The sequence below is a fragment of the Nocardia sp. CA-084685 genome, assembly GCF_050955785.1.
Lineage (GTDB): Bacteria > Actinomycetota > Actinomycetes > Mycobacteriales > Mycobacteriaceae > Nocardia.
Genome location: NZ_CP192094.1, coordinates 3,282,918 through 3,308,385 on the forward strand (window position 1 = coordinate 3,282,918; position 25,468 = coordinate 3,308,385).

22 protein-coding genes and 2 pseudogenes are annotated in these 25,468 nt (G+C 65.6%); 16 read left to right on the forward strand and 8 right to left on the reverse strand.

Features of this window, described 5'->3' with window-relative positions; genetic code table 11:
- The 8 genes and pseudogenes from ACQP2U_RS15060 to ACQP2U_RS15095 form a co-directional block, all read right to left on the reverse strand.
- Nucleotides 1-1,497 carry a sensor histidine kinase gene (locus ACQP2U_RS15060; RefSeq protein ID WP_433715223.1) on the reverse strand — a complete coding sequence of 499 codons (1,497 nt, stop codon included), beginning with the start codon at nucleotides 1,495-1,497 and terminating at the stop codon, nucleotides 1-3.
- 32 nt (nucleotides 1,498-1,529) lie between these two features.
- Nucleotides 1,530-1,832 (reverse strand): annotated as a pseudogene (locus tag ACQP2U_RS15065) (response regulator); the annotation flags it as partial.
- A 70-nt stretch (nucleotides 1,833-1,902) separates the two neighbouring features.
- Nucleotides 1,903-3,501 (reverse strand): NTF2-like N-terminal transpeptidase domain-containing protein, encoded by a 1,599-nt coding sequence (locus ACQP2U_RS15070; RefSeq protein WP_433715224.1) that lies wholly within the window; start codon nucleotides 3,499-3,501, stop codon nucleotides 1,903-1,905.
- Nucleotides 3,502-3,762: 261 nt separating this feature from the next.
- Nucleotides 3,763-4,140, reverse strand: a complete 378-nt coding sequence (locus ACQP2U_RS15075; protein WP_397034256.1) for a VOC family protein — start codon at nucleotides 4,138-4,140, stop codon at nucleotides 3,763-3,765.
- 92 nt (nucleotides 4,141-4,232) lie between these two features.
- The gene (locus ACQP2U_RS15080) at nucleotides 4,233-4,931 is read right to left on the reverse strand and encodes a helix-turn-helix transcriptional regulator (RefSeq protein ID WP_433715225.1); all 699 of its coding nucleotides are present in this window, start codon (nucleotides 4,929-4,931) and stop codon (nucleotides 4,233-4,235) included.
- A 134-nt stretch (nucleotides 4,932-5,065) separates the two neighbouring features.
- Entirely contained in the window at nucleotides 5,066-5,674 is a 609-nt protein-coding gene (locus ACQP2U_RS15085) for a hypothetical protein (protein ID WP_397034252.1), read from the reverse strand.
- 153 nt (nucleotides 5,675-5,827) lie between these two features.
- On the reverse strand, nucleotides 5,828-6,652 hold the full coding sequence (locus ACQP2U_RS15090) for an alpha/beta fold hydrolase (protein WP_433715226.1): 825 nt from the start codon (nucleotides 6,650-6,652) through the stop codon (nucleotides 5,828-5,830).
- Between the two features lie 8 nt (nucleotides 6,653-6,660).
- Nucleotides 6,661-8,130 (reverse strand): PucR family transcriptional regulator, encoded by a 1,470-nt coding sequence (locus tag ACQP2U_RS15095; RefSeq protein ID WP_433715227.1) that lies wholly within the window; start codon nucleotides 8,128-8,130, stop codon nucleotides 6,661-6,663.
- A 193-nt stretch (nucleotides 8,131-8,323) separates the two neighbouring features.
- On the opposite strand from ACQP2U_RS15095, the gene uraD reads away from it, so the two are divergent.
- From uraD to alc, 16 genes and pseudogenes are all read left to right on the forward strand, one after another.
- Nucleotides 8,324-8,836: a 2-oxo-4-hydroxy-4-carboxy-5-ureidoimidazoline decarboxylase gene (gene uraD, locus ACQP2U_RS15100; RefSeq protein ID WP_433715228.1), complete on the forward strand. Its 513-nt coding sequence runs from the start codon at nucleotides 8,324-8,326 to the stop codon at nucleotides 8,834-8,836.
- Nucleotides 8,833-9,132 (forward strand): hydroxyisourate hydrolase, encoded by a 300-nt coding sequence (gene uraH / locus ACQP2U_RS15105; RefSeq protein ID WP_433715229.1) that lies wholly within the window; start codon nucleotides 8,833-8,835, stop codon nucleotides 9,130-9,132. Before uraD ends, uraH begins: the two co-directional genes overlap by 4 nt.
- Before the next feature lie 3 nt (nucleotides 9,133-9,135).
- The gene (gene pucL, locus ACQP2U_RS15110) at nucleotides 9,136-10,011 is read left to right on the forward strand and encodes a factor-independent urate hydroxylase (protein WP_433715230.1); all 876 of its coding nucleotides are present in this window, start codon (nucleotides 9,136-9,138) and stop codon (nucleotides 10,009-10,011) included.
- A 2-nt stretch (nucleotides 10,012-10,013) separates the two neighbouring features.
- Entirely contained in the window at nucleotides 10,014-10,889 is an 876-nt protein-coding gene (locus ACQP2U_RS15115) for an FAD binding domain-containing protein (RefSeq protein WP_433715231.1), read from the forward strand.
- Complete coding sequence (locus ACQP2U_RS15120) at nucleotides 10,889-11,359, forward strand: (2Fe-2S)-binding protein (protein WP_397034238.1); 471 nt, start codon at nucleotides 10,889-10,891, stop codon at nucleotides 11,357-11,359. The genes ACQP2U_RS15115 and ACQP2U_RS15120 overlap by 1 nt, the downstream gene beginning before the upstream one ends.
- The gene (locus ACQP2U_RS15125) at nucleotides 11,356-12,699 is read left to right on the forward strand and encodes an 8-oxoguanine deaminase (RefSeq protein ID WP_433715232.1); all 1,344 of its coding nucleotides are present in this window, start codon (nucleotides 11,356-11,358) and stop codon (nucleotides 12,697-12,699) included. Before ACQP2U_RS15120 ends, ACQP2U_RS15125 begins: the two co-directional genes overlap by 4 nt.
- Nucleotides 12,696-15,032: a xanthine dehydrogenase family protein molybdopterin-binding subunit gene (locus tag ACQP2U_RS15130; protein WP_433715233.1), complete on the forward strand. Its 2,337-nt coding sequence runs from the start codon at nucleotides 12,696-12,698 to the stop codon at nucleotides 15,030-15,032. The genes ACQP2U_RS15125 and ACQP2U_RS15130 overlap by 4 nt, the downstream gene beginning before the upstream one ends.
- A 134-nt stretch (nucleotides 15,033-15,166) precedes the next feature.
- Nucleotides 15,167-16,609, forward strand: a complete 1,443-nt coding sequence (locus ACQP2U_RS15135) for an NCS2 family permease (RefSeq protein WP_433715234.1) — start codon at nucleotides 15,167-15,169, stop codon at nucleotides 16,607-16,609.
- A gap of 4 nt (nucleotides 16,610-16,613) precedes the next feature.
- Complete coding sequence (locus tag ACQP2U_RS15140) at nucleotides 16,614-17,681, forward strand: XdhC family protein (protein ID WP_433715235.1); 1,068 nt, start codon at nucleotides 16,614-16,616, stop codon at nucleotides 17,679-17,681.
- Nucleotides 17,682-17,849: 168 nt separating this feature from the next.
- The gene (locus tag ACQP2U_RS15145; protein WP_433715236.1) at nucleotides 17,850-18,230 is read left to right on the forward strand and encodes an allophanate hydrolase-related protein; all 381 of its coding nucleotides are present in this window, start codon (nucleotides 17,850-17,852) and stop codon (nucleotides 18,228-18,230) included.
- On the forward strand, nucleotides 18,227-19,027 hold the full coding sequence (locus ACQP2U_RS15150) for a hydroxypyruvate isomerase family protein (RefSeq protein WP_433715237.1): 801 nt from the start codon (nucleotides 18,227-18,229) through the stop codon (nucleotides 19,025-19,027). Before ACQP2U_RS15145 ends, ACQP2U_RS15150 begins: the two co-directional genes overlap by 4 nt.
- Nucleotides 19,024-19,950, forward strand: a complete 927-nt coding sequence (locus ACQP2U_RS15155; RefSeq protein ID WP_433715238.1) for an NAD(P)-dependent oxidoreductase — start codon at nucleotides 19,024-19,026, stop codon at nucleotides 19,948-19,950. The genes ACQP2U_RS15150 and ACQP2U_RS15155 overlap by 4 nt, the downstream gene beginning before the upstream one ends.
- 2 nt (nucleotides 19,951-19,952) lie before the next feature.
- A complete protein-coding gene (gene gcl / locus ACQP2U_RS15160; RefSeq protein WP_433715239.1) occupies nucleotides 19,953-21,728 on the forward strand; it encodes a glyoxylate carboligase in 1,776 nt (591 codons plus the stop codon).
- A gap of 6 nt (nucleotides 21,729-21,734) precedes the next feature.
- On the forward strand, nucleotides 21,735-23,042 hold the full coding sequence (locus tag ACQP2U_RS15165) for a glycerate kinase (protein WP_433715240.1): 1,308 nt from the start codon (nucleotides 21,735-21,737) through the stop codon (nucleotides 23,040-23,042).
- A gap of 19 nt (nucleotides 23,043-23,061) precedes the next feature.
- Nucleotides 23,062-24,441, forward strand: coding sequence for an allantoinase AllB (gene allB, locus ACQP2U_RS15170; RefSeq protein ID WP_433715241.1), 1,380 nt, complete (start codon nucleotides 23,062-23,064; stop codon nucleotides 24,439-24,441).
- Nucleotides 24,438-25,415 (forward strand): annotated as a pseudogene (gene alc / locus ACQP2U_RS15175) (allantoicase); the annotation flags it as partial. The gene allB and the pseudogene alc, both read left to right, overlap by 4 nt.
- Nucleotides 25,416-25,468: the final 53 nt, after the last annotated feature.

A 25,468-nucleotide genomic window follows, 5' to 3' on the forward strand; every position in this document is an offset into this window, starting at 1 on the left:
CTACCGGGCGGGCATCGCGCGCGGCAGTATCACCGTGAAGGTCGCGCCGTTGCCCGGTTGGCTGTCCACACTCACCCGACCACCGTGGGCCGCAACAAGGGCCTGCACGATCGATAGCCCCAAACCCGTTCCGCCACTGGCCCGGGTGCGCGAGTCATCGGTGCGATAGAACCGTTCGAAGACTCGGGCGGCGGCCTCCGGCGTCAGGCCGGGGCCGGTGTCGATGACGTCGATGCGCACGTCATCGGCTGATGGGGTGAGCCGCACGGTGATCGCGGCGGTGGCCGGAGTGTGGGCCAGCGCATTGCCGAGCAGATTGGCCAGCACCTGACGTAAACGCGCCTCGTCGCCGGTCACATCCATGGTGCCGACGCCCGAACAGACCTCCAGCGTGATCGGGCGTTGCGGTTGCTGCCGCGCCGCCATGGCCTGCGCATTGTGTACCGCATCGCCCGCGAGTGTCAGCAGATCGACTTGACTACGGTCGAGTGGGCGTTTGGCATCCACGCGCGCGAGCATGAGCAGGTCCTCGACCAGTAGGCCCATGCGCTCGGCCTCGGCCTCGATGCGGCCGACCACCATGGACGCATCCGTGCTCGCGCCTTGACGGTAGAGCTCGGCGAAACCGCGAATCGTGGTGAGCGGGGTGCGCAATTCGTGGCTGGCGTCGGCGATGAACTGGCGCATGCGCCTTTCGGAGCGTCGGGCGTCTTCTTCGGAGGCCTCGGTGGCTGCGACGCCATGCTGGATCTGCGCGAGCATCGCGTTCAGCGATCGCGCCAACCGATCGACCTCGGTATCGACACCACGCACCGGAACGCGTCGGTGCAGGTCGCCGCCCGCGATCGCCGCCGCGGTCTGCTCGACCGTGCGCAGCGGCCGCAGACTGCGTCGCACGACGAAATACCCGACCACCCCGAGCACGATCAGCGCGGCCGCTCCGGTGCCGAGTTCGAAGTAGATCAATCGCGATACCGTCTCCTGGTTATCGGTGAGCGGCAGCGCTATGGTCGTCGAGCCGTATTGGTTGCTGGTGGTCAGGGCACGCCACCGCACCTCGGATCCGTCGGTCGAGCCGACGGTTGTGGGGACCGATGCCGATCGCCCGTCGATATCCGGTGTGGTCCCGATGCTCCCGACGGTGACCGAGGTGCCCGGATAGATCTGTCCGTCGGGGCCTTGGTGCAACTCGTAGAAGCGGCGGGGTTGATCGGTGAACAGTCGAGGTGTCGGCGCCTGCGGCAGGTCGGCCGGAACCCATATCGTCGCACCGTCATTCGTGCGGACCTGCTGCATCTCGCGTGGCTGTGCCCAGGAGCGAGCGGCATCGTAGAGCTGCTCGTCGGTGCGCGCGGTCAGCGACCGGCTCAACGCGGAGGTCACCGCGAAACCGGTGGAGACCAGCACCATCGCCGCCAGGAAAACCAGGGCGACAACAAGTCCCACCCGCAGCGGGATGGCCGAGACCCGCCGGGTGAGTGATTCGCGCAGTCTCATATCCGACTCGGCCGCGGTGCGCGCAGCACATAGCCGACGCTGGGCCCGGTGAGTTTGTCGTCGACATCGTCGCGAGCGGACAGGAACAGCACCGGCGCATCGACCCCGTCCGCGCGTAGCCGCCGCAACAGCCCGAAACCGTCCATGCCCGGCATCATCACGTCCACGATCAGCGCATCCGGCCGGAACCGGCGTGCCTTGTCCGGCCCGTCCGTCCCGCCGATCGCGGTGACCACCTCGAACCCCTGGAATCGCAGACTGATCGCAAGGAGCTCGACAATCATCGGCTCATCGTCGATGACGAGAATGCGCGCTTCCAGCTCTGCTCTGCTCATTCCATAAGCGTGACCCGCGGAGCAAGGCCAGAGCTCGAGACAAGCTGGGTGTTGGCTGTGAGCTGTGGGCCTATTCGAGATCCGGATGGAAAATGCGTTCGGCCGCGTTCCGAACGGTGGTGCTGCTGTCCGGATCCTCGACGTGGAGTGCGAAGGCCAACTCGCCGGTATTCGCGAGCAGCCAACCCTGCCCGCCAGCGGTGGTGACGTATCCGCCGCCGGCGATCAGCCCGCGCAGTTGGTCGACGACCGCGGCGGGCAGCGGACTCGATTCGGATGAAGTCCTGGCCGGGCGGCCGATTTCGATCATGGGTGGGGTGATGCGGCCATTGGCGATGGCGGCGGTGAGGATCGCCATGCCGTAGGCGCTGGCCTGGATCTCGCTCGCCCGGCCGCCGCGTCGGACCTCGTCGGTGCCAGGGGCAGGAATTCGCGAACTCACCTTGTCCAGACCCATCAGCTCGAAGTCGACGCCGAGCCCGAGCGTGCGGGCGGTCTGGTCGATCTCGTCGAGAGATACGTTCTGCGGCGGTTTGTGCGCGCTGGTGGCCGCGGCCGTGCGCAGTAGTTCGCTAATGCCGCCGATCGGGGCGAGCCCGGCGAAGGCCACCGGTTGGTCCGTGCTTGCCGCATTGTTCTCGGCGGCGGCGACAATGGCTCCGGTCGCGGGTCGGATCGCGACGACGGCGGCTGGATTCCCGAGATAATTCACCGCGTTCTGGGCGGCGCGTTGCCAGTACGGATCCAGCGTGGAGGCCACGTCCGGCGCCGGTGTGCCCTGCTGTCCAGCGATATTGGCGACCGGAAGTCCGTCGGGTCCCGATAGCTGCACCGCCCAGCCCGCGGTTCTGTCCCGGTTGTCCTGCCACACCGTGCGCAGCGCGTCGAACATGGGGGATTGAATTCGGCGGTCGGCGGAGATCAGCCGGGGCTGCGGCTGCACGACCACCCCGGGAATCGGTGTGATGTCCGGTTCGAGAACCGCGAAGTCGTCCTGCCGCAGATTCACCGCGATGACCGGTTGACCTTTGGCGGCGGCGAGTTGCGCTCGCAAGGAAGCCCCGGTGATCAGCGGTGCGATCGGTTCGATGGCTTTGGCCAACGCGTCGGTGGTGGCGACCGGATCGGTGATGCGGGCGGGATCGAGCCGGACCACGGCGATGATCTGCTCGGTCATCAACATTTGTCCGAGACCGTCTTTCACCACCGGTGGCGGCGTTGGGTAGGCCTTCACCAGGTCGACTGTGCGGGTGTTGTCCAGTTGGGGCATAGCGATGGTGGGCTCCCAGGAGATGCGCCATCCGGTCGCCAACTTTCGTACCGTGCCCTGCGCGTCATATGTCCAGCTTCGATCGGGTCCGAATGTCCACGCGCCCTGCAGTGCGAAGATTCCCTCCGCGGTATCCAATGCGATGAATTGCGATAGCCGGAAGTCCGGAGCACCGGGGCCGAGCCCTTGGAATATCTGTCGCAGCGATGCGGCGGCACTGGTCGGTTGGGTGGTCAATTTCGCGGCCTTATCCGCATCCCGCTTGTTCAGCAGCTCGGTGAACTCTTCGACCGCGGCCCGCGCGCCATCCGGATACTCCTCGAACGAACAGGCACAGCCGCTCAGCGCCACCGCGAGGATCAGTGCGCCCAGTGCGGCCGACCAACGTGTGCGATTCATAGGCGGCCCGACGCCATGACCCGGGGAAATGCTCATCGGGATCCTCGATTCTCGAGTCCAACCGCGATTGATGGTCGTCAGCATCCGATAGCGCAGCGCGATGGTCTTCGAGGCTAGCCCGCGCATTCGGCAGCCATCCATTCGATAAATCGGATAGCTGCCGAATTGCGATGGACTCGAGATGTGGTCTTATTTTGGCTCCCCGCAACAAAGTTCGAGCCGACCAGGGGACCTCGGCCGATGGTCGAGGTCCCCGTCGGGTCACGACTGCGGCGGTGGGCTGAAGACGCCGAAGTCGTTTCCGGAGGTGTCGCGGATGTGCGCGAAGACGAGACCATCCTTGCCGGTGACCGGTGGGACCGACACCTTTCCGCCCAGCTTTTCGGCGGCGGCGACCGTGGCCGCCACGTCCGGTACGAGTACGAAGAAGGTCGCGTGATTGGCCGAGGCGTCGGGGGTGTGCGCGATGCCGCCGCTCGGTGTCTCGCTCGCGGGGTAGCTGACCAAGTCGTAGCTGTCGGCATTCGGATCCGCGGCGAAGCTCCAGCCGAACAACTCGCCGTAGAACTTCGCGACCTCCTGCGGTTTATCGCTGCCGACCTGGAACCAGGCAACCGTGTTGAAAGGGGGAGTGCTCACCGTGTCTTCTCCTCGCGATCGGGTATGTGTCTTGTCTTGCCCGATCACGATCACCCGGCGCGGCGACAACCCCCTGTCGGTGTTTGGTCATCTCACAGCGCGACGGTCCGGAGTTCGCAATCCTTCGGAATATCGGTTGGGTCGAGCGGGCGCGGCAACATCGGGGTATCGGTCATGGTCACCGCGCGAATGCGGTCCAGCCGAAAGCAGCGTGACTCCGCGCGTAAGCGGCACCATGCGATGAGATACCAGCCGTGCGATCCATTGAGGAATGCCGTCGGCTCCACGTCCCGCTCGCTGACCGCGCCGAAGCGGTCGGAATAGCTGATGCGCAGCACCCGTCCCGCCTCGATCGACTGCCCGATGACCGACGGAATCGCTGGGACGGGTTGCGCATCAATCGGTTCCAATAATCGAACGCGCGCGGCGAGATCGCGGGCGGCGGTCGCATTGCGCTCCGACATCACCCCGAGAATCTTGCGCAATGCGCTGCGCCCGGCTTGGTCGAAAGGCGTCGCCTCGCTGCGCGCCAAGGCCACGGCCAGTGCGACCGCCTCGGCCGCGGTGAAGTTGAGCGGCGGTAGCGACATGCTCTTCTCCAACGCGTACCCACCGCGCCTGCCGACATCCGCGTAGATCGGAATACTCGCCTGCTGCAGTGCCGCGATATCGCGCTCGATCGTTCGAATGCTCACCTCATAGCGCTGCGCCAACTCTCGCGCGGTCCGCATCCGTGGCGCCACCGCCCGCAATTCCTCGACGATCGCATATAGCCGATCCGTACGGTTCACGGCGCCACGCTAGCGCCGACCACCGACATCCAATTGCCTTGGCGAGATGTGGGTATCGGTCGATGTGTCGCATAGCCAGTGAGCGCCGCGCGCAGTGACTTGTGCGCGGGCGTTACTGGTATCCGACCGGTCGGTCAGCGCTTGTTCGAGACCAGCCTCGGTTCGTGTAGGTCGAAGTATTCGACTTCGCCCATGAGTTGGCTTTCCTCCTCGAACAGGGCGCGCAGATCGTCTGGGATCTCCACCTTTTCGTGGGCGCGTGCTTCGGCTTCGGAGGTGAAGTAGACGGCCTCGACGTAACCGTCGCTGCCATATGTCGCCAAGGTACCGCCGAGAATTTCGGGGCGCAGTTCGTGGATGCGCTCGGTGCCTTCGGCGAGCAGTTCGCGCATGCGGCGCGGATTGCGAGTGTGGCCCTCCATGATCTGGACGAACCCGGCCTGATCGGAGCCACCGCCCAGCCACTGCGTCACTTCTGGGCAATCCATGAACTGCACCGGTCCGTCGAAGCACTGTTCGGTCTCGGCCCACCACTTGGCCTGCTCCGGCCGCTGGCTATTGCGCCGCGCCGCTTCTTCGGATTCGAACCTCGCCAATGCGATGAACGTCCCGTCATTGCACAACCCGCTGGTCGTCCCGAGATAACCGACGGCTCCCGGCTGCAATTCCTCGTTCCACTTATCCATACACCGACGCAGCCGATCGGCGTCGGCGACCTTTCCCTGAATAACTTGGATGAACATCGAGTCCTCCTGGTACGGAGTGAGCACTCCGCTCTGTAGCGAGGCTGACGCGTCGTGGTCCACCGAGGGTGCTCGGACCGCACGGCCCGCGAACGCGGCCACCGCACAGCTAATAGTTCGCCCCGGCACAGCCGTACGCAAGACCGGTGCGAATCAGCGTGCTTCGGCGCAGTTGGCCAGGAAGGTTTCGACCAACTGATTGACGACCTCGGGGACTTCGGCCGCGGCGAGGTGCGCGGCATCCTCGATAACCGCGAGCTCCGCGCCGGGAATCGACCTGGCCATGGTCTCGAGTTCGGGCACCGGAAAGGTGCGATCTTCGCGGCCGCCCACGACCAGCGTGGGGCAGGTGATCGCGGCGAAGCGGTCGCGCTGATCCGATCGCTCGATCACGACGGATCGGACGGCATGAGCGACCGACTTCGGATCATTGCGGCGAGCGGTTTCCAGGACCCGGCGCACGACATCGGGGCGCGTGGCCTCGGTGGTCGGTCCGAGGAAGGCGCTCACGACCGATCGAGTGATCGGCGGGCGGATTCCGCGCAGGATTCCGATGAGGACCAGCAGCGCCGCGTACTGCAGTTTCTGACCGGTCGGGGCCGGTGAGGCCGTGCCGTTCATCAAGATCGCGGATCGGATGCGGTCCGGAAATTCGGCGGCGAAGGTGCCGCCGATCATGGCGCCCCATGAATTTCCGATGAAGTGGGTCCGCGGCAATTCGAGGTGGTCGAGGATGTCGACCACACAGCCCGCGCAGTCGTCGAAGGTGAAGCCGCGGGTCAGTGGAGTGGATTTTCCGTGGCCGGGTGGGTCCACCGCAATGGTCAGGTAATTCTCGGCGAAGTGGGCGACCTGAGCGTCCCAGAGACCGGCGTCCATCAGCAGGCTGGGCCACATCATGAGCGGATCACCGCGCCCGGTTGTGACGACGTGCAGGGTTCCGAGCCGAGTCGGGATGTATAGATCCGTGCTGTCCATGGGTTCCTTCAGCGGAGTGCGAGGGCGAGGAAGAAGTCGACGCGATCTTCGAGGCGAGATAGATCGCGGCCGGTGAGTTCCTCGATCCGTTGGATACGGTAGCGTAGGGTATTCACGTGAACGTGAAGTAGCTCAGCGCATTTGGTCCACGAGCCGGAGACCTGGAGGAAGGTTTCCAAGGTGTGCACGAGCTCGGCGCGGTTTTCCTGGTCGTAGCTGCTCAACGGGTCGAGCAGGCGCAGGCGGAACATACGGCGGACTTCGTCGGGCACGCTGGCCAGCAGGAGCATATGGGTGGCCAGTTCGTCGTGGCCGACGACGCTGGTCGGGGCAGGACGGTCGGCGGCCAGACGGCGGGCATAGCGGGCTTCTTCGACGGCGCCGCGCAGGCCTTCGCCGTCGACGATGCCGCTGACACCGATCGATAGGTGAGCACCCTGCAGTCCGGGCTCCAAAGCGTTGACAGCGCGGTGGATTTCGCCGATTACCGAGCCGTCCGCGGGAATCAAAGCGATGACTTCGCCGTCGACCACACCTGCGGCAGGCCCTCTGCCGTAGAGGATTTCGCGGAGCAAGACGCGTAATTCGCCGGGGCGCAAGGCATCTGCGCCAGCGGCCACCGCGGTATAGGTTTCTGCTGGGCCGAGGCCGGTCAGTTCCAGGCGGGAAATGATCTCGGCGGGTTTGGCATCGGAGACGATCAGTTCGATCAGTTCCTGGGCGAGGCGGCCCTCGGCGCTCTGGCGATCGTCGAGGCGGGCGCGTTCGAGTGATACGACCGCGGCCAGCTCGCCGGTCAGGGCGCGACGTTCTTCCGGCCAATCCTTGAAATCGCCTTCGAAGACCAGGAACCAGTCGGCGGCGCGTGAGGTGCTGTGCTCGTCGACGGCGAACAGTGAGTAGCGCGCCTTGTCGTGGGTCAGCACGTGGGGGAGTCGGCGCGCGTGCAGGAAAGCGGCGGTGACCGCGACCGGCGGTGCTGTGGCTGGCCCGGCCACCACTCGTCCGGTGGACGCGACGACCCAGCAGCGCATTCCGAGGTCACGTTCGATGAGCTCCAGCACCGAGCCGAGTCCGGTACCCGAGACGAGCTGGCGGTGCCGGTCGAGGATGGCGGTCAGGTCGGCGGCGCGCCCGGTGGAAAGATTGCGGGTCAATGTCTCGGTGACCTGGGCGAATGCGATATCCTCGCGGACGCGGAACAGCGGTATCCGATGCCGCTGACAGGCCTCGACGACATCGGGCGGCGCGCCGCCGTAACGGGCGTCGCCGGCGGCGAGTCCGGCGATTCCGGCCTGGGCAAGGGCGCGCACGAAGGTCTCGCTGTCCGTCGGGGCGAGCCGCCATTGCAGCCCGGTCAGCACCAGCTCGCCGCCGGAGAGATAGCGACTCGGATCGAGCATGTCGGTGGTCACTACCCAGCGCACGAAACGGTCGAGCTCTGCTTCGCCGGTGACGAGCTCGAGACCGAGATTCATGGTCAGAAGTGATCTAAGTCGCACAGTTGCCGAGGCTAACAGCCCAGCTCGCGCCCACCCGGTGACCGCTTTGGATATTCACACAAACGAGGCCGTGTGAACTGGCGCACACTTCGGATTTCTGGGTCCTAGCAGCGCGGATGCCCGGCGGGTGTACTTACTCCCAGCACAAACAAGCTCGATGGGAGATCGGATGTCCGGTGAGATCGGATGGCTCAATGCGCTGCCTCCGGACCAGGCCGAGGCGGAACTGCTGAGCTGCTGCGCCTCACACGTCTGGGCGCAGAAGGTGGCGGCGCACCGGCCCTACGTGGACAGCACGAGCCTGATGGCCGCCGCGGTCGCCGGGATACGTGAGTTGAGTTGGCCCGATATCGAGGAGGCGCTGTCCGCGCATCCGCGCATCGGCGATCGGGCGAAGGCGGGCACGCCCCAGCGCGAGGCCACGTGGTCCGCCGGTGAGCAGTCCGGCACGGCGGGCGCGGACCAGCGGACTCTCGATGACATCGCCGCCGCGAACCTGGCCTACGAGCAGCGGTTCGGACATGTCTTCCTGATCCGCGCCGCGGGCCGCACCGCCGAGCAGATCCGGGCCGAACTGCGCAGGCGACTGGCGAATACCGCCGAGGGGGAACGTGTCGCGACGCAACGCGAACTCGCCGATATCACCCGGCTCCGGATCCGAAAACTGTTGGAGGACAGGTGAGTCTGTCCACCCATGTGCTGGATGCGGCATCGGGTCGTCCGGCGGCGGGGCTGCCGGTGCGACTGGAAAAGGCCGACGGCACCGTGCTCGCCGAGCGTCGCACCGACGACGACGGGCGCATCAAGGATCTGCCCGCACTCGAAATCGGGGTGCACCGTCTGATTTTCGAAACCGGTGACTTCAGTCCGTTCTACCCGTCGGTGACCATCGACTTCCTGGTCACCGCCCCAGCCGAGCACTACCACGTGCCGCTGCTGCTCAGTCCCTATTCCTACTCGACCTACCGAGGTAGCTGAACCATGTCGATCAAGCTCGGGCCGAATAGATACGGCAAAGCGGAAAACCGGGTCGTCCGGGTGAGGAAAACCGGTGGCGTCCACGAGATCCGGGATCTGAACGTCGGTGTCGCGTTATCCGGTGACATGGACGAGGTCCACCTGACCGGCGACAACGCGACGGTCCTGCCGACCGACACCCAGAAGAACACCGTATTCGCCTTCGCCAAGGAATACGGGATCACCTCTCCGGAAGCGTTCGGGCTTTTGCTGGCACGGCATTTCGTCGATTCCCAGCCACCCATCCACCACGCGCGGGTCTGCCTGGAGGAGTACGCCTGGGAGCGCATCGTGGTCGGGCCCGGCGATAAGCAGTATTCGTTCGTACGCTCCGGCCAGGAGACGCGCACTTCGCGGGTGCACTACGACGGCGAAAGCACCTGGGTGGTCTCGGGTTTGACAGGATTGGTGGTACTCAACTCCACCGGCTCGGAATTCCACGGCTACATCAAGGACAAGTACACGACGCTGCGGGAGGCCTACGACCGCGTACTGGCCACCGAGGTCAATGCCCAGTGGCGCTTCGCGAGCGAACCGAGTGACTGGGACAAGGCCTACCGTGCGGTCCGTGGCGCGCTGCTCGAGGCATTCGCCGACACCTACAGCTACTCGCTGCAGCAGACGCTGTACGCCATGGGCGACCGGGTGATCGGCGCGGTCCCCGAGGTGTGCGAGGTCCGGCTGTCGCTGCCCAATAAGCACCATTTCGTGGTGGATCTGTCCGGCTTCGGACTGGAGAACGACAACGAGGTGTTCTTCGCCGCCGACCGTCCCTATGGCCTGATCGAGGGCACCGTACTCACCGAGGACGCCCCCGCGGCCGGACCGGCATGGGAGTGACGATGGATTTCCTACGACCCGATACCTGGACCGAGGCGCTCGAGCTCAAGGCCGCCAATTTGGAGGCCAAACCCATCCAGGGCGGCACTGATGTGATGGTCGAGATGAACTTCGACCATGGCCGTCCGGTGGCACTGCTCGATCTCAACCGCTGTCGTGAACTCTTCGATTACTCGACCGAGCCCGACGGCTGGATCCGGATCGGTGCTGGCGTCCCGTACGTGCGCATCATCAACCGACTCGACCACCAGCTGCCCGGTCTGGCTCAGGCCTCGCGCACGGTCGGTTCGCCGCAGATCCGCAATCGCGGCACGGTCGGCGGCAATCTCGGCGGGGCTTCCCCGGCCGGTGACGCCCATCCCGCGCTGTTGGCAGGCAATGCGGTGATCGAGGTGGAGTCGGCCGCGCGCGGTACCCGGCTCATCCCGATCGATGACTTCTACGTGTGGGTAAAGAAGAACGCCCTGGAGCCCGACGAGCTGATCCGCGCCATCCGGCTCGAACCCGCCACCGGGCCGCAGTACTTCTCCAAGGTCGGGACGCGCAATGCCATGGTGATCGCGGTCTGCGCATTCTCGATCGCATTGCATCCCGATACCCGCACCGTCGGCACCGGCATCGGATCCGCCGGTCCGACGCCGCTGCGCGCGACGCCCGCCGAGCAGTTCCTCGCCGATGCGCTGGACTGGGATGACCCGGCTCCGTTGCCATTCGATGTGGTCCGCGACTTCGGTGCGCTGGTCTCGGCCGCGGCCGAGCCGATCGATGACGTTCGAGGCACGGCGGAATACCGCAAACACGCCCTGACGGTGCTGGCTCGCCGCACCCTGTCCTGGGCCTGGACGGACTACCTGGCAGAAAGAAGGAGGGCAGCCTGATGCGTGTGACCTTCGACGTGAACGGCTCGCAAGAGACCGTCGACAATGTGTGGGAGGGCGAGAGCCTCCTCTATATGCTGCGCGAGCGCATGGGCCTGCCCGGCTCCAAGAACGCCTGTGAGCAAGGCGAATGTGGTTCGTGCACAGTCTATTTGGACGGCACACCGGTGTGTTCCTGTTTGGTGGCCGCGGGTCAGGTGCAGGATCGCTCGGTGCGCACCGTCGAGGGTCTGGCCAACGGCGCGAAACTCGACCCGATGCAAGAAGCCTTCGTCGAGGCCGGTGCGGTCCAATGTGGTTTCTGCACACCGGGTCTCATCGTGCAGGCACACGATCTCATCGAACGCAATCCCGATCCGTCCGATGTGGAGATCCGCGAGGCCCTCGCCGGAAATCTCTGCCGCTGTACCGGATACGAGAAGATCCTCGACGCGGTGCGACTGGCCGCGGCACGTAAGGCGGGCCGATGAAGACTCTCATCGAGAACGCCTATATCGCACCGGTCGTCGGTGACGAGATCGCGTCCGGATATGTCGTCATCTCCGAGGGCCGCATCGTTGCCCTCGGCGCGGGACCGGCACCGATCGTGCCGGGAGCCGAAAAGATCGACGGCACCGGTTGTTTGGTGACGCCGGGCCTGGTCAATACCCACCACCATCTCTACCAGTGGGCCAGTCAGGGCCTGTTCCAGGATTCCACCCTGTTCGAATGGCTGACCGGTCTCTACCGCACCTGGGCGCGCATGGACGCCGACGTCGTCTACGGCGCGGCCGCCGCGGGTTTGGGCTGGTTGGCGCTGACCGGCTGCACCACCAGCAGCGACCACCACTACATCTTCCCGAAGGGGCGCGGCGACCTCTTCGAGGCCGAGGTGCGCGCGGCGAGCGAGATCGGCCTGCGCTTCCACCCGTGCCGCGGGTCCATGGACCGCGGGCAGAAGGACGGCGGTCTGCCGCCGGACGAGGTGGTCGAGAGCAGAGACGAAATCCTCGCTCACACCGCCGAAGTCATCGACAAATACCACGATCCATCGTTCGATTCGATGCTGCGGGTCGCCGTCGCGCCGTGTTCGCCGTTCTCGGTGAGCGAAGGTCTGATGATCGATTCCGCGACGCTGGCACGCGCCAAAAATGTTCGGCTGCATACCCACCTCGCCGAAACGCTCGACGAGGAAGAGCACTGCATCGAACAGATGGGCTGCACCCCGGTCGAATACATGGAAAAGCTGGGCTGGCTCGGCGAGGATGTCTGGTTCGCGCACGCGGTGCACCTGCACGACGCCGATATCCGACGCTTCGCTGAAACGGGTAGCGGCTCGGCGCATTGCCCCAGCTCCAACGCCCGGCTCGGCGCGGGTATCGCTCGTGTCAGCGATCTGGTCGCCGCCGGTGCGCCGGTCGGTATCGGCGTCGACGGTGCGGCGTCGAGCGAATTGACCTCGTTGGCTGGGGAAATGCGTCAGGCCATGCTGTTCCAGCGCGCGGTGCACGGCCCTACCGCCTTCACCGCGCGCCAGGCGCTCGAGATCGGCACCCTGGGCGGAGCCCGTAATCTGGGCCGTCACAACGAGATCGGCAGTATCGAACCCGGCAAACTCGCCGATCTCGCCATCTGGCGGGTCGACGGCTTCCGCTCGGCGATCGAGGATCCGGTCTGCTCCTTGGTTTTCGGGCCGACACCGCCACTGGCAAGGCTGCTCGTCGGTGGGCGCACCGTCGTGGAGAACGATGAATTGCGCACTGTAGCCCAGGATGTCGTCGGCCGGGCCGGTGTCGCGGCCCGTAAGCGGCTCATGCGACAGGAGGCATGATGACTGTCCCACGAACCACCCGCTTTCCGAAAGAGGTTGCCGCGCCGGGTAAAGGCGGCGTCGGGGAGAGCCCGTTGCGCCCCGACGGCACCCTGAAGGTCAAAGGCGAATTCGCCTATGCCTCCGATCTCTGGATGGACGGCATGCTCTGGGGTGCGACGCTGCGCAGCCCGCATCCACGCGCGATCATTCGCGAGATCGATATCGCGCCCGCACTGGCCATGACCGGTGTGCACGCCGTACTCACCCATGAGGATGTGCCGGGCCGCAAGATGTACGGGCTCGACCACACCTGGGATCAGCCGGTGCTGGCCATCGGCGAGGTGCGTCATCACGGTGAGCCCATCGCCCTGGTCGCCGCCGACCACCCCGAGATTGCTCGACGCGCCATCGATGTCATCGAAATCGATTGGGAGGTACTGGAACCCATCACGGATCCGATGGCGGTGCTCTCGGCCCCGAAACGGCTCGCCGTGCAGGAGCGTGGCGGTATCGCCCGGCACCAGCCGGTGCGCGTCGGCGATATCACCGTGGGCCGCGCGCTGGCCACCGTGGTGGTGACCGAGGAATACGAGGTCGGCATTCAGGACCAGGCATTCCTCGGGCCCGAATCCGGCCTGGTGATTCCGGCCGAGGACGGCGCGCTCGACTTCTATGTCGCCACCCAGTGGATGCACAACGATCTATCCCAGATCGGGCCGTGTCTCGGCCTGGCCGAGGACCGGATCCGGATGACCATGGCCGGTGTCGGCGGTGCCTTCGGTGGCCGCGAGGACCTGTCCATGCAGATCCACGCGGGCATGCTGGCCATGCGCACCGGCAAGCCCATCAAGATGATGTACAACCGCGAGGAGTCGTTCTTCGGGCATGTGCACCGGCACCCGGCGAAGATGCTCTACGAATACGGTGCCAACGATGCCGGAAAACTCACCTACGCAAAGGTTCTCATCGTCCTTGACGGTGGCGCGTATACCTCGGCGACGCTGAATGTCACCGGTAACGCGTCCTCGCTCGCGGTGGGGCCGTACGAGATTCCGCATATCGAGATCGACGCCTACGGGGTCTACACCAATAACCCGCCGTGCGGCGCGATGCGCGGATTCGGCGCGGTACAGGCCTGTTTCGCGCACGAGTCGATGATGGACAAGGTCGCCGAGGCATTGGATCTGGATCCGGTGCACGTGCGCCAGATCAATGCGGTGTCACAGGGCTCCAAGCTGGCGACCGGTCAGGTGCTGCACGCACCGACGCCGATGGCCGAAATGCTCGGGCAGCTACGCGATATGCCGATGCCCCCGGAACTGGATGCCTCGGATATCCGGAACCTGCCCGGCGGAGCATCGCAGACCACGCACGGCGAGGGGGTGGTGCGTGGTGTCGGCTACGGCGTCGGTATCAAGAACATCTGCTTCTCCGAAGCCTTCGACGACTACTCGACCGCGCGGGTGCGGCTGGAAGTCATTGCGGGAGAACCGGTTGCGCTGGTACACACCGCTGCCGCCGAGGTCGGCCAGGGGCTGGTGACGGTCGAGGCGCAGATCGCGCGCACCGAACTCGGCATCGAGCGGGTCACCATTCACCCGGCCGACAACCAGGTCGGCGACTCGGGTTCATCGTCGGCCTCCCGGCAGACCTATATGACCGGTGGTGCGGTGAAGGCGGCTTGTGAGGCCGTGCGTCAGCGCGTACTCGCCCTTGCCCAGGCCGAGTTCGGTGCCTCGTCGGGACTGCGGCTGGTCGGCGGCAAGGTGGTTTCGCGCTCGGGGGAGGTGCTCGCGGCGATCGTCGATGTCCTGGATGAGGGGGTTATCGAAGAGACCCGCGAGTACCACCACCGGCCCACCACGGGCATGGATCCCGTTACGGGACAGGGCAATAGCCACACCCAGCTGGCCCTCTGCGTACACCGTGCGGTGGTGGACGTGGACACTGACCTCGGCCTGGTCAAGGTCGTCTCCCTGGACGCGGTCCAGGACGTGGGCAAGATCATGAACCGGCTGTCCCTCGAGGGCCAGATCCACGGCGGCTCCGTCCAGGGGCTCGGCCTGGCGGTCATGGAGGAAATCCAGGTAAAAGACGGTAAGGTGCGCAACCCCTCCTTCACCGACTACCTGATCCCGACGATTCTCGACACACCGTCACAGCGGCTGGAGATTCTGGAGAATGCCGATCCGCACGCCCCCTACGGGCTGCGCGGCGCCGGAGAGCCGCCCACGCTCTCCGCTACCCCCGCGATCGCCGCGGCGATCCGTGACGCCTGCCGATCACGGGGTGGAACCGTGCACATCAACCGAGTGCCGGTGCGACCGGACGACATCATCCGGAGCAGTTGATCAACAGGAGCAGCCGGTTCCATTGAACCGGACGGACTCCACAACAGCAGTACCCGAACCGCGCGTTCCGGCCGGAGTCCGAAAAGGGCAGCCGCCGGACCGTAGGTCGGCTACGCCCCGAGGAGGGCACGCCAATGACCCAGATTCAGACCAAGCCCCGCACACCGGGGCCGGTGACCGGAAGGTCCGCGCTCGACCGGTTCTTCCGGCTGAGCGAACGCCGAACTACCGTTTCCCGCGAGATTCGTGGCGGCATTACCACTTTCGTTGCCATGGCCTACGTCATCCTCTTGGTGCCGTTGATGCTCGGCGGCGTCGCGGATGTCAACGGTGACAAGCTGAGCATCGCTCAACTCACCACGGCCACCGCATTTTCCGCAGGACTCAGCACCATCCTGATGGGTGTCGCGGGCAATGTGCCGTTGGCGCTCGCCGCCGGACTCGGTGTGGTTCCGGTGGTCGCCTTCCAGGCGGCACCGCATATGACCTGGCCGCAGACCATGGGTTTGGTCGTGCTGATGGGCGTGATCATCGTGGTGCTGGCCGCGACCGGGCTGCGGACGATGATCATCAATGCCATCCCGCTCGGTCTCAAGAATGCGATCGGCGTCGGAATCGGCATGTTCATCGCGATGATCGGACTGGTCTCGGCCGGGGTGGTCGGACACGGCGCGCAGACCGGTCCACCGGTCACCCTCGGGGCGGGCGGTCACCTATCAGGTTGGCCCGTAGTGATTTTCGCGGTCGGTCTGCTGGTGATGCTGGCGCTGTTCATCCGCAAGGTGCCCGGCGCGATCCTGATCAGCATCGCCATCTCGACGGTGCTCGCCATTAGCGTCAACGCGCTGGCGAAGATCGACCCGCAGACATGGGGTCCGGTGGTGCCGGAGAAGCCGAAGGGATTCCTCGCCGCACCCGACTTCGGGTTGGCCCTGAATATCGACCTCTTCGGCGGATTCGCCGAGGCGGGCGGGCTGGTCGCCGGAGTCGTGCTGTTCACCCTGGTGCTGACCGGATTCTTCGATGCCATGGGAACGGTTTTCGGCGTCTGCGACGAAGCCGGACTGCTCGATGAGCAGGGCACCATGCCGGGTATCGGCAAGGTCCTGACCATCGACGGTATCTCCCAGGTCATCGGTGGTATCAGCGGTGGGGCCGGAAATACCGTGTATGTCGAATCCGCGACGGGTGTCGGTGAGGGCGCCCGCACCGGACTGACCAGCCTGGTCACCGGTGGATTGTTCTGCCTCGCAGTATTTTTCACCCCGCTCGCGGCCGTGGTGCCGATCCAGGCCGCCGCACCGGCGCTGGTGATCGTCGGTGCGCTGATGATGACCCAGGCCCGCAAGATCGATTGGAACGATCTGGAGGTGGCGGTGCCCGCCTTCCTGACGATCGTGCTGATGCCGTTTACCTACTCGATCACCAACGGTGTCGGCGCGGGTCTGATCGCATACGTGGTGATCAAGCTGGCGCGCGGCAAATTCCGGGAAATCCACTGGCTGATCGGACTGGTGAGCCTCGTGTTCGCCGGATACTTCGGCATCTCGGCCATCGAACTGCTTTTCGGCGGATAGCACCATGCGCGACCTCACGGCAGAACTGCGGAAATGGCATGCGGCGGACAAGGATTACGCCGTGGCCACCGTTATCGGCGTCACCGGAAGCGCCCCTCGGCCGCCCGGCGCGGCGCTGGCGGTCGACGCCGACGGCATTGTCATCGGCAGTATTTCCGGTGGCTGCGTCGAAGGCGCGGTCTACGAACTCTGCCGTGAGGTCCTGCGCACCGGACAGCCGGTGCGCGAAACCTTCGGATACAGCGATGATGATGCCTTCGCGGTCGGACTGACCTGCGGCGGCGAACTCGAGATCTTCGTCCAGCGGATCACCGCGGTCGAGCGGGTCGCCATCGAGGCGATCCTGCGCACCGATGAGGCGGTGGCCCTGGTCCGGGATCTGAGAACCGGTACGGCCACGGCGATCGGGTCCTGGTGGACCGTCGGCGCCGCCTCGGAGGAGATGGTCATGGCCGAGGCCAGGGCGATGCTCGATACCGGCGCGACCGGTGTGCGCGAGATCGGCTGTGGTGTCGGTGCGGTCACGGTCTTCGTGGAATCGTATGTACCGCCACCGCGCATGATCGTCTTCGGCGCAATAGATTTCGCGGCCGCAGTCGCCAGGATCGGCCGCTTCCTCGGATACCACGTCACGGTCTGCGATGCCCGCCCGGTATTCGCCACGCGCGCCCGTTTTCCGGATGCCGATGAGATCGTTGTGCAGTGGCCGGACCGCTATCTCGCACGCACGCAGGTCGATTCGCGCACCGCGCTGTGTGTGCTCACCCATGATGCCAAATTCGATATCCCGCTGCTCGAGGTGGCGCTGCGCCTGCCGGTGGCCTATGTGGGCGCGATGGGTTCCCGTCGCACACACGAGGAGCGCATGGCCGCTCTACGCGCCGCCGGGCTGACGGAAGCCGAACTGGCACACCTACATTCGCCGATCGGTTTGGATCTCGGCGCGCGGACCGCGGAGGAGACCGCGGTATCCATTGCCGCCGAGATCGTCGCGGTGCGCCGCGGCGGCTCGGCCCAACCGCTCACCGCCACCGGCGGACCGATCCACCGGGACCTGCTGCCGGTCTGGTGAGCCGTGCATCGCCATCCCGGTACGCGGGGAGCGCGGTTCGGTACCGAGGCTGGAGCATCCTACGAAATCGACTTCGGGATATCCGATCGGCTTCGGGCTAATCGCCGCTATTCCGACAGTGCCGCCCGGTCACATAATTGACGAAATTGCGAACAAAGGATTCACCGAATGCCGTTGATATTTCTGAATGGTTCCGCCATGCGCGGCGAACCGCTCAATCATCTGCTGGACGGCGCGCCTTTCGCCGGTGCAGCGAAAACCGCGCCGCGCTACCGTTTCTATTCGGTCGGCGATCGGTTCCCGGGTCTGGATCCCGTCGCCGACGGCGGCGATTCGATCTCCGGTGAACTGTTCGATATCCCCATGGAGGTGCTGCGACAGCGGCTGCTACCTGCCGAACCACCCGAACTCGAACTCGGCGCCATCGAACTCGACGACGGCCGTTCGGTCCTGTCGATGCTGCTGCGCCGCGCGCCTACCTCGTATCCGGAGCTGATCGATATCACCGCCATCGGCAGCTGGAAGAAATACCGTCAAGGAGCTGAATGAGTAAGCAGGCCGGGGGCCTCACGTTCCCGAAATTCGATGTCAATTGCTCGATCCTGTTCACCGACCTCCCGCTGCTCGAACGCCCCGCCGCGGCAAAGCGGGCCGGATTCGACGCGGTCGAATTCTGGTGGCCGTTCGGCGAGAATCCGACACCGGGCGATAAGGAGATCGACGCGTTCGTGGGCGCGATCCGCGATGCCGGTGTGGAATTGATCGGTCTGAACTTCATCGACCTGATCCCGAGTGGTCGTGGGCTGATCTCGGTTCCGAGTGAGGTCACCCGGTTCCGCGACAATATCGATGTCGCCGTCGGTATCGCCGAAGAAACCGGCTGCCGCGCGTTGAATGCCCTGTACGGCAATCGCATCGAGGGGGAGAGTCCGGAGAAACAGGACGAACTCGCACTGGAGAACCTGAGTTCGGCTGCCCAGGCGGCCGGTGCCATCGGTGCCACGGTTTTGCTAGAGGCGCTCAATTCCTTTGAGTCGCCGGACTATCCGATAGTGAGCGCGGCATACGCCGTGCAGGTCATCGAGCAGACCGGTGAACCGAACGTGCGTTTCCTGTGCGATTTGTACCACCTGGCCCGCATGGGCGAGGACCTGTACTCGGTGATCCGCACGCACGCGGCGCAGCTGGGCCACGTCCAGGTCGCCGACAATCCGGGCCGCGGCCGACCCGGTACCGGCGGACTCGATTTCGCCGCGCTCTTCGAAACCCTGGCCGAGAGCGGCTACGACGGCTGGATCGGCCTCGAATACAAAGACCCCGAGCTGGATTGGAAGTGGATGAAATGACCGCAGCATCGCGTAGCGATTCCGTGCCGGGTGACGGTCGGGCGACCGGTGGGCGCAAGATCGGTTTTATCGGCCTGGGGATCATGGGCGCCCCGATGGCGGGTCACCTCGTCGCCGCCGGGCACGAGGTGACCGGTTACGACATCGGTCCGACCGGACTCGAGAAGCTGAAGGCCGCAGGTGGTTCGGCCGCTTCCGGTGTGGGGGAAGCGGTGCGGGACTCCGACATCGTCATCACGATGTTGCCGCAGGACGAGCACGTCGAGGCCGTCTTCGCCGACGTGCTGCTGCACGCCGCGCCCGGCACGCTGTACATCGACTTCTCCACTATCACGCCCAAGACCGCTCGCTGGACCGCCGAGAAGGGCGCGGACAATGGCCTGCGGGTCCTCGACGCTCCGGTCTCCGGCGGTGAGCCGGGCGCGATCAATGCCGCGCTATCGATCATGGTCGGCGGTAACCAGGACGATTTCGCTGCGGCAACACCGATTTTCGAGACGGTCGGCAAGACCTTCGCCCTGGTGGGACCGAGCGGTGCCGGTCAGGTGGTCAAGGCCGCCAACCAGCTCGTCGTCGGCGGCACCCACGCCCTGATAGCCGAGGCGATCCTGCTGATGGAGAACCTGGGCGCGAATGCCGAAAAGGGCCTGGACGTGCTGGCGGGCGGACTCGCGGGCAGCAAGATCCTCGAACTCAAGCGTGCGTCCATGCTGCGGCGCGACTTCGAGCCCGGCTTCCGAATCGACCTGCACCACAAGGATATGGGCATCATCCTGCAGGCCGCCCGCGACGCCGAGGTATCGATCCCGATGGGTGCGCTGACCGCGCAGTTGATCGCCGCCGCCCGTGCGATGGGTCACGGCTCACTGGACCACTCGGGGCTGCTGAAGGTGACCGAAGCGCTGTCGGGCCGGGAGCACTGACCATGGCACGCATGCGCACCGTGGACGCCGCGGTTCTGATTCTCGAAAAAGAAGGCGCGACACAGGCATTCGGCCTGCCGGGTGCCGCGATAAACCCCTTCTACAGCGCGATGCGCGCACACGGCGGTATCAAGCATGTGCTGGCCCGCCACGTCGAGGCCGCCTCGCATATGGCCGAGGGATACACCAGGGCGGCGGCGGGCAATATCGGCGTCTGCATCGGCACCTCGGGGCCTGCGGGCACCGATATGATCACCGGGCTGTATTCCGCCAGCGCGGATTCGATTCCGATCCTCTGCATCACCGGTCAGGCTCCGGTGGCCAAGCTGCACAAGGAGGACTTCCAGGCCGTCGATATCGCCGCTATCGCCGCACCGGTATGCAAATGGGCGGTAACGGTGCTCGAGCCCGCACAGGTACCGGGGACCTTCCAGAAAGCCTTCCGGTTGATGCGGGAGGGGCGGCCGGGTCCGGTCCTGATCGATCTGCCGATCGATGTGCAGCTCGCCGAAATCGAGTTCGACATCGAGACATACGAGCCGCTGGCGGTGCACCGCCCGGCCGCGACGCGGGCGCAGGCGGTCAAGGCCATCGAGATGTTGAATGCGGCGCAGCGGCCGCTGATCGTCGCGGGTGGCGGCATCGTGAATGCCGATGCCGCCGCGCTGCTGGTCGAATTCGCCGAACTCACCGGTGTTCCGGTGGTGCCGACACTGATGGGCTGGGGCACCATTCCCGACGATCACACGCTGCACGCGGGCATGGTCGGACTGCAGACCTCACATCGGTACGGCAATGCCACCCTGCTCGAATCCGATTTCGTGCTCGGCATCGGAAACCGTTGGGCCAACCGGCACACCGGCGGTGTGGACACCTACACCAAGGACCGCACCTTCGTGCACGTCGATATCGAGCCGACCCAGATCGGTCGCGTATTCGCCCCGGATTACGGGATCACCTCCGATGCGGGTGCCGCCCTGCGCGTCTTCGTCGAGGTCGCGCGCGAACTCGATGCAGCCGGGCGGCTGCCCGATCGTAGTGTGTGGGCCGAGCAGTGCCGCAACCGCAAACACGTGGGGCTGCGCAAGACGCACTTCGACGATATGCCGATCAAGCCCCAGCGCGTCTACGAGGAGATGAACAAGGCGTTCGGGCCCGATGTGCGCTACGTCAGCACCATCGGTCTGTCGCAGATCCAGGCGGCGCAGCTGCTGCACGTCTACCGGCCGCGGCACTGGATCAACGCCGGCCAGGCCGGACCGCTCGGCTGGACCGTACCCGCGGCCATCGGTGTCGCGACGGCCGATCCCGAAGCCACCGTGGTCGCGCTCTCGGGTGACTACGACTTCCAGTTCCTCATCGAGGAATTGGCCGTCGGCGCGCAGTTCAATATCCCGTATATCCATGTGGTGGTGAACAATTCGTATCTGGGCCTGATCCGTCAGGCGCAGCGCGCGTTCGACATGGACTACTACGTGCGGCTCGCCTTCGACAATATCAACAGCCCGGAGCTCGCTGGCTACGGCGTCGATCACGTCAAGGTCGCCGAAGGCCTTGGCTGCAAGGCGATTCGGGTATTCGACCCGGCGTGGATCGGTTCGGCCCTCGATGAGGCGAAGAAGCTGGTGACCGAATTTCGGGTGCCGGTGATCGTCGAGGTCATCCTCGAACGGGTGACGAATGTGTCGATGGGACTCGAGATCGACAATATCGTCGAATTCGAGGAACTCGCACAGTCCGCGGCCGACGTCCCGACCGCGACCGCGCGACTGGACTGAGCCGCGATGACTCGAGTCCTGATCGCATCCGACAAATTCAAGGGGTCGCTGACCGCCGCGCAGGTCGGTGCCGCTGTCCGCGCCGGTATCCACCGCATCCGGCCTTGTGCCGAGGTGTCGGTGGTGCCGATCGCCGACGGCGGGGACGGCACCGTCGCCGCCGCAATGGCCGCGGGTTTCGAGGCGGTCCTGGTGACCGCGTCCGGACCCACCGGCGAACCGGTGTGCACGGCGTATGCCCGTCGCGACGAAATCGCCGTGGTGGAACTGGCCGACGTATCCGGGCTGGTGCGACTACCGGGTGGGAAGTTCGCACCGCTGACGGCCACCAGCCGTGGGACCGGCGAGGTCATCGCCGCGGCCACCGATGCGGGCTGCCGTCGGGTGGTGGTCGGCATCGGCGGCAGTGCGGGTACCGATGGCGGTGCCGGGCTACTCGCGGCGCTCGGGGCCCGTCTGCTCGATGCCGATGGGGCTGAAATCGGTGACGGTGGTGCGGCATTGGCGCGGCTGCACACGATCGACCTTGCGGCGGTGCGGGAACGGCTCGCCGGGGTCGAGATCACCGTCGCATGTGATGTGGACAATCCCCTCACCGGTCCGCGCGGTGCGTCCGCCGTCTACGGTCCGCAAAAGGGAGCCAACGGTGACCAAGTGGCGGAGCTGGATTCGGCGCTCACCCACTGGGCGGATTGTGTCGCGGCCGCGACCGGCACCGATCTGCGCGATCGTGCTGGTGCCGGTGCGGCGGGCGGGGTGGGATTCGCGGCCGTCGCGGTGCTCGGTGCTCGGCTGTGTCCCGGGATCGAATTGGTTTTGCAGCTGGTCCGTTTCGCGGAACAGGTGGAAGATGCGGATTTGGTGGTGACCGGGGAGGGCATGCTCGACGAGCAGACCCTCTACGGCAAGGCTCCCGCTGGCGTCGCTACGGCTGCCGGGTGCTCGGGTGTGCCAGTCGTCGCCGTCTGTGGCCGGAATACGTTGCCCGCCAACAGATTGCATGAGGCTGGGTTCTCCGCCGCATATGCACTAGCCGATATCGAACCCGATATCGCGCGCTGCTTCGCGGAGGGCGAACTGCTGCTCGAGCGGCTGGGTATGCGGATCGCCGCCGCACACCTGCCGCCGGATCACACGGCGAACCCGCCCTCTGCCGGTCACCAGTCGCCGGAGGCCGCGATGGACCATGGGTCTGCAGGCCCCGCCACCTGGGCCGCTTCGGAGCGCTCGGTTGCGGGCCTGGCCGATGACATTGTCGCCGGTGTTTCCCGCAACGGCAGCGGCGCAAGGACATTCGACGGGCGATTCCGATGATTTCCGACGGAGTTGTGTGATGCGGAAGAACTCTGAGATCCAGACGATCTCACCGGTCCCCGCGCACCTCGACCTGGTGATCCGTGCGGAGCGGATGATCGGGACGGCGGGGGAGAGTGGCGGCTGGATCGGTGTGCGCGACGGCCGGATCGTGGCGATCGAGCCGCTGGACTCTGCCTTGACCGCGAAAACGGTGGTCGAACTGGCTGCCGACGAAGTGTTGCTGCCGGGTGTCGTGGATGCGCACGTGCACGTCAACGATCCCGGCCGCACCGAATGGGAGGGTTTCCCGAGCGCGACGAAGGCGGCCGCGGCAGGTGGTGTCACCACCATTATCGATATGCCGCTCAACAGCATTCCGCCGACCTGCGATCTTGGCGCACTCGAGGTGAAACGCAAAATCGCGCAGGATCGGGTGCACGTCGATGTCGGCTTCTGGGGCGGAGCGATCCCCGGAAATGTGGTGGATCTGCGGCAGCTGCACGACGCAGGTGTATTCGGCTTCAAATGTTTTCTGCTGCACTCCGGCGTCGACGAATTCCCGGCACTGGACGCTGCTCAGCTGGAACTGGCGATGCGGGAGATCCGCTCGTTCGACGGTCTGCTCATCGTGCACGCGGAGGACGCGCACGCCATCGAACATGCACCGATTCCACGGGGGGACAAGTACTCCGGCTTTCTGCGTTCGCGCCCGCGCGGTGCGGAGAACTTGGCCGTCGCACAGGTGATCGAACTGGCCAGGTGGACCGGTTGCCGCGTGCACATCCTGCACGTGTCCAGTTCGGATGTGCTGCCGATGATCGCCTCGGCCCGCCGCGACGGCGTCCGGATAACCGCCGAGACCTGCCCGCACTACTTGTCGTTCGCCGCGGAGGAAATTCCGGACGGTGCGACGCAATTCAAATGCTGTCCACCGATACGCGAGAGCGGCAATCGCGAATTGCTCTGGGAAGGGTTGCGCGATGGCGCCATCGATATGGTGGTCTCGGACCACTCACCATCGACCGCCGACCTGAAATGCTTCGATACCGGCGACTTCGCCCGCGCTTGGGGCGGCATTTCCTCACTGCAGCTCGGACTTTCGGCCGTCTGGACCGAAGCGCGACTGCGCGGATTCACTCTGGTCGATGTCGCGCGATGGATGAGCCGAGCACCCGCCGAACACGCGGGCCTGCACCGCAAGGGCGCCATCGAGGTCGGCTACGACGCGGACTTCTGTGTCTTCGCACCCGATGACGCCTTCGTCGTCGATGTGCATCGCCTGCACCACAAGAACGCCGTCACACCGTACGCGGCCCGCCCACTCGCGGGTGCGGTCCGCGGTACCTGGTTGCGCGGCAACCGAATCGATATCGATGACGAGCCGCAGGGGCGGCTCCTGGCCCGAGGAGAAGTATGACCGATCAATCCGCCCCCGCCTTCACCCGACTACCTGATCTCGCCTCCCGCGCGCTCGCGGGCAGCGTGGTCTACGCCAATGATGAGTTGTTCGCCGAGCGGGAGAACCTGATCCGACCCGGCCGTGCGGTTTTCAGCACCGAGGACTTCGGCCACAAGGGCAAAACCTACGACGGCTGGGAAACGCGACGTCGGCGCGAGACCGGCAATGACTACGCGGTCGTCCGGCTCGGTGTGCCGGGCCGGGTGCACGGTGTCGTCATCGACACTTCCTGGTTCATCGGCAATTTCCCGCCCTTCGCCTCGGTCGAGGCGACGAGTGTGGAGGGCCAGCCGTCCCCGGCCGAACTGCAGCAGGCGGAGTGGGTGACATTGGTCGCGAAGTCGGATATCGCGGGCAATACCGACAACTTCTTCGAGGTCACCGACGAGCGCCGCTTCACCCATATCCGGCTCTCGATCTACCCGGACGGCGGCGTTGCCCGCTTCCGTGTCCACGGAACGCCGCTGCCCGATCCCCGTTTCCTCAGTGGCACAGTCGATCTTGCCGCCCTGGAAAACGGCGGTGACGTGGTCGACTGCTCCGATATGTTCTTCTCCGCACCGACCAATATCCTGCTGCCCGGCCGTTCGCGGCAGATGGACGAGGGCTGGGAGGGTGCGCGTCGGCGCGATGCGGGCAATGATCACGTCACAGTGCGGTTGGGTGCGCGGGGGACGATTCGGCGCGTGGAGATCGACACCTCGAATTATGTCGGCAATGCGCCGGGTTGGGCGGTGCTGCGCGGGACGGATGCCGATTCCGGTGCGAATCTGGATGATCCGTCGACATGGACCGAATTGCTGCCACGCACGCGGCTACAGCCGGATGCGCGTCACTTCTTCCGGATCGGAGTCGGCGCACCGGTCACCCATGTCCGGCTCGATGTGTACCCCGACGGCGGCGTGGCCCGGTTGCGGGTCCACGGCGAGATCGATCCGGAGACCTTGGTAAGCAACACCATCGCGTGGCTCGCGGCGCTACCGGA

Excerpts from the sequence above, each read along its gene's own strand:
- uraD (WP_433715228.1), top strand. The coding sequence starts at position 8,324 with ATGTCCGGTGAGATCGGATGGCTCAATGCGCTGCCTCCGGACCAGGCC.
- ACQP2U_RS15125 (WP_433715232.1), top strand. The coding sequence starts at position 11,356 with ATGAAGACTCTCATCGAGAACGCCTATATCGCACCGGTCGTCGGTGAC.
- ACQP2U_RS15085 (WP_397034252.1), bottom strand. The coding sequence starts at position 5,674 with ATGTTCATCCAAGTTATTCAGGGAAAGGTCGCCGACGCCGATCGGCTG.
- ACQP2U_RS15150 (WP_433715237.1), top strand. The coding sequence starts at position 18,227 with ATGAGTAAGCAGGCCGGGGGCCTCACGTTCCCGAAATTCGATGTCAAT.
- ACQP2U_RS15145 (WP_433715236.1), top strand. The coding sequence starts at position 17,850 with ATGCCGTTGATATTTCTGAATGGTTCCGCCATGCGCGGCGAACCGCTC.
- ACQP2U_RS15090 (WP_433715226.1), bottom strand. The coding sequence starts at position 6,652 with ATGGACAGCACGGATCTATACATCCCGACTCGGCTCGGAACCCTGCAC.
- ACQP2U_RS15165 (WP_433715240.1), top strand. The coding sequence starts at position 21,735 with ATGACTCGAGTCCTGATCGCATCCGACAAATTCAAGGGGTCGCTGACC.
- gcl (WP_433715239.1), top strand. The coding sequence starts at position 19,953 with ATGGCACGCATGCGCACCGTGGACGCCGCGGTTCTGATTCTCGAAAAA.
- ACQP2U_RS15115 (WP_433715231.1), top strand. The coding sequence starts at position 10,014 with ATGGATTTCCTACGACCCGATACCTGGACCGAGGCGCTCGAGCTCAAG.
- ACQP2U_RS15130 (WP_433715233.1), top strand. The coding sequence starts at position 12,696 with ATGATGACTGTCCCACGAACCACCCGCTTTCCGAAAGAGGTTGCCGCG.
- ACQP2U_RS15060 (WP_433715223.1), bottom strand. The coding sequence starts at position 1,497 with ATGAGACTGCGCGAATCACTCACCCGGCGGGTCTCGGCCATCCCGCTG.
- ACQP2U_RS15120 (WP_397034238.1), top strand. The coding sequence starts at position 10,889 with ATGCGTGTGACCTTCGACGTGAACGGCTCGCAAGAGACCGTCGACAAT.
- ACQP2U_RS15095 (WP_433715227.1), bottom strand. The coding sequence starts at position 8,130 with ATGAATCTCGGTCTCGAGCTCGTCACCGGCGAAGCAGAGCTCGACCGT.
- ACQP2U_RS15140 (WP_433715235.1), top strand. The coding sequence starts at position 16,614 with ATGCGCGACCTCACGGCAGAACTGCGGAAATGGCATGCGGCGGACAAG.
- ACQP2U_RS15155 (WP_433715238.1), top strand. The coding sequence starts at position 19,024 with ATGACCGCAGCATCGCGTAGCGATTCCGTGCCGGGTGACGGTCGGGCG.
- allB (WP_433715241.1), top strand. The coding sequence starts at position 23,062 with ATGCGGAAGAACTCTGAGATCCAGACGATCTCACCGGTCCCCGCGCAC.
- ACQP2U_RS15135 (WP_433715234.1), top strand. The coding sequence starts at position 15,167 with ATGACCCAGATTCAGACCAAGCCCCGCACACCGGGGCCGGTGACCGGA.
- ACQP2U_RS15070 (WP_433715224.1), bottom strand. The coding sequence starts at position 3,501 with ATGAATCGCACACGTTGGTCGGCCGCACTGGGCGCACTGATCCTCGCG.
- pucL (WP_433715230.1), top strand. The coding sequence starts at position 9,136 with ATGTCGATCAAGCTCGGGCCGAATAGATACGGCAAAGCGGAAAACCGG.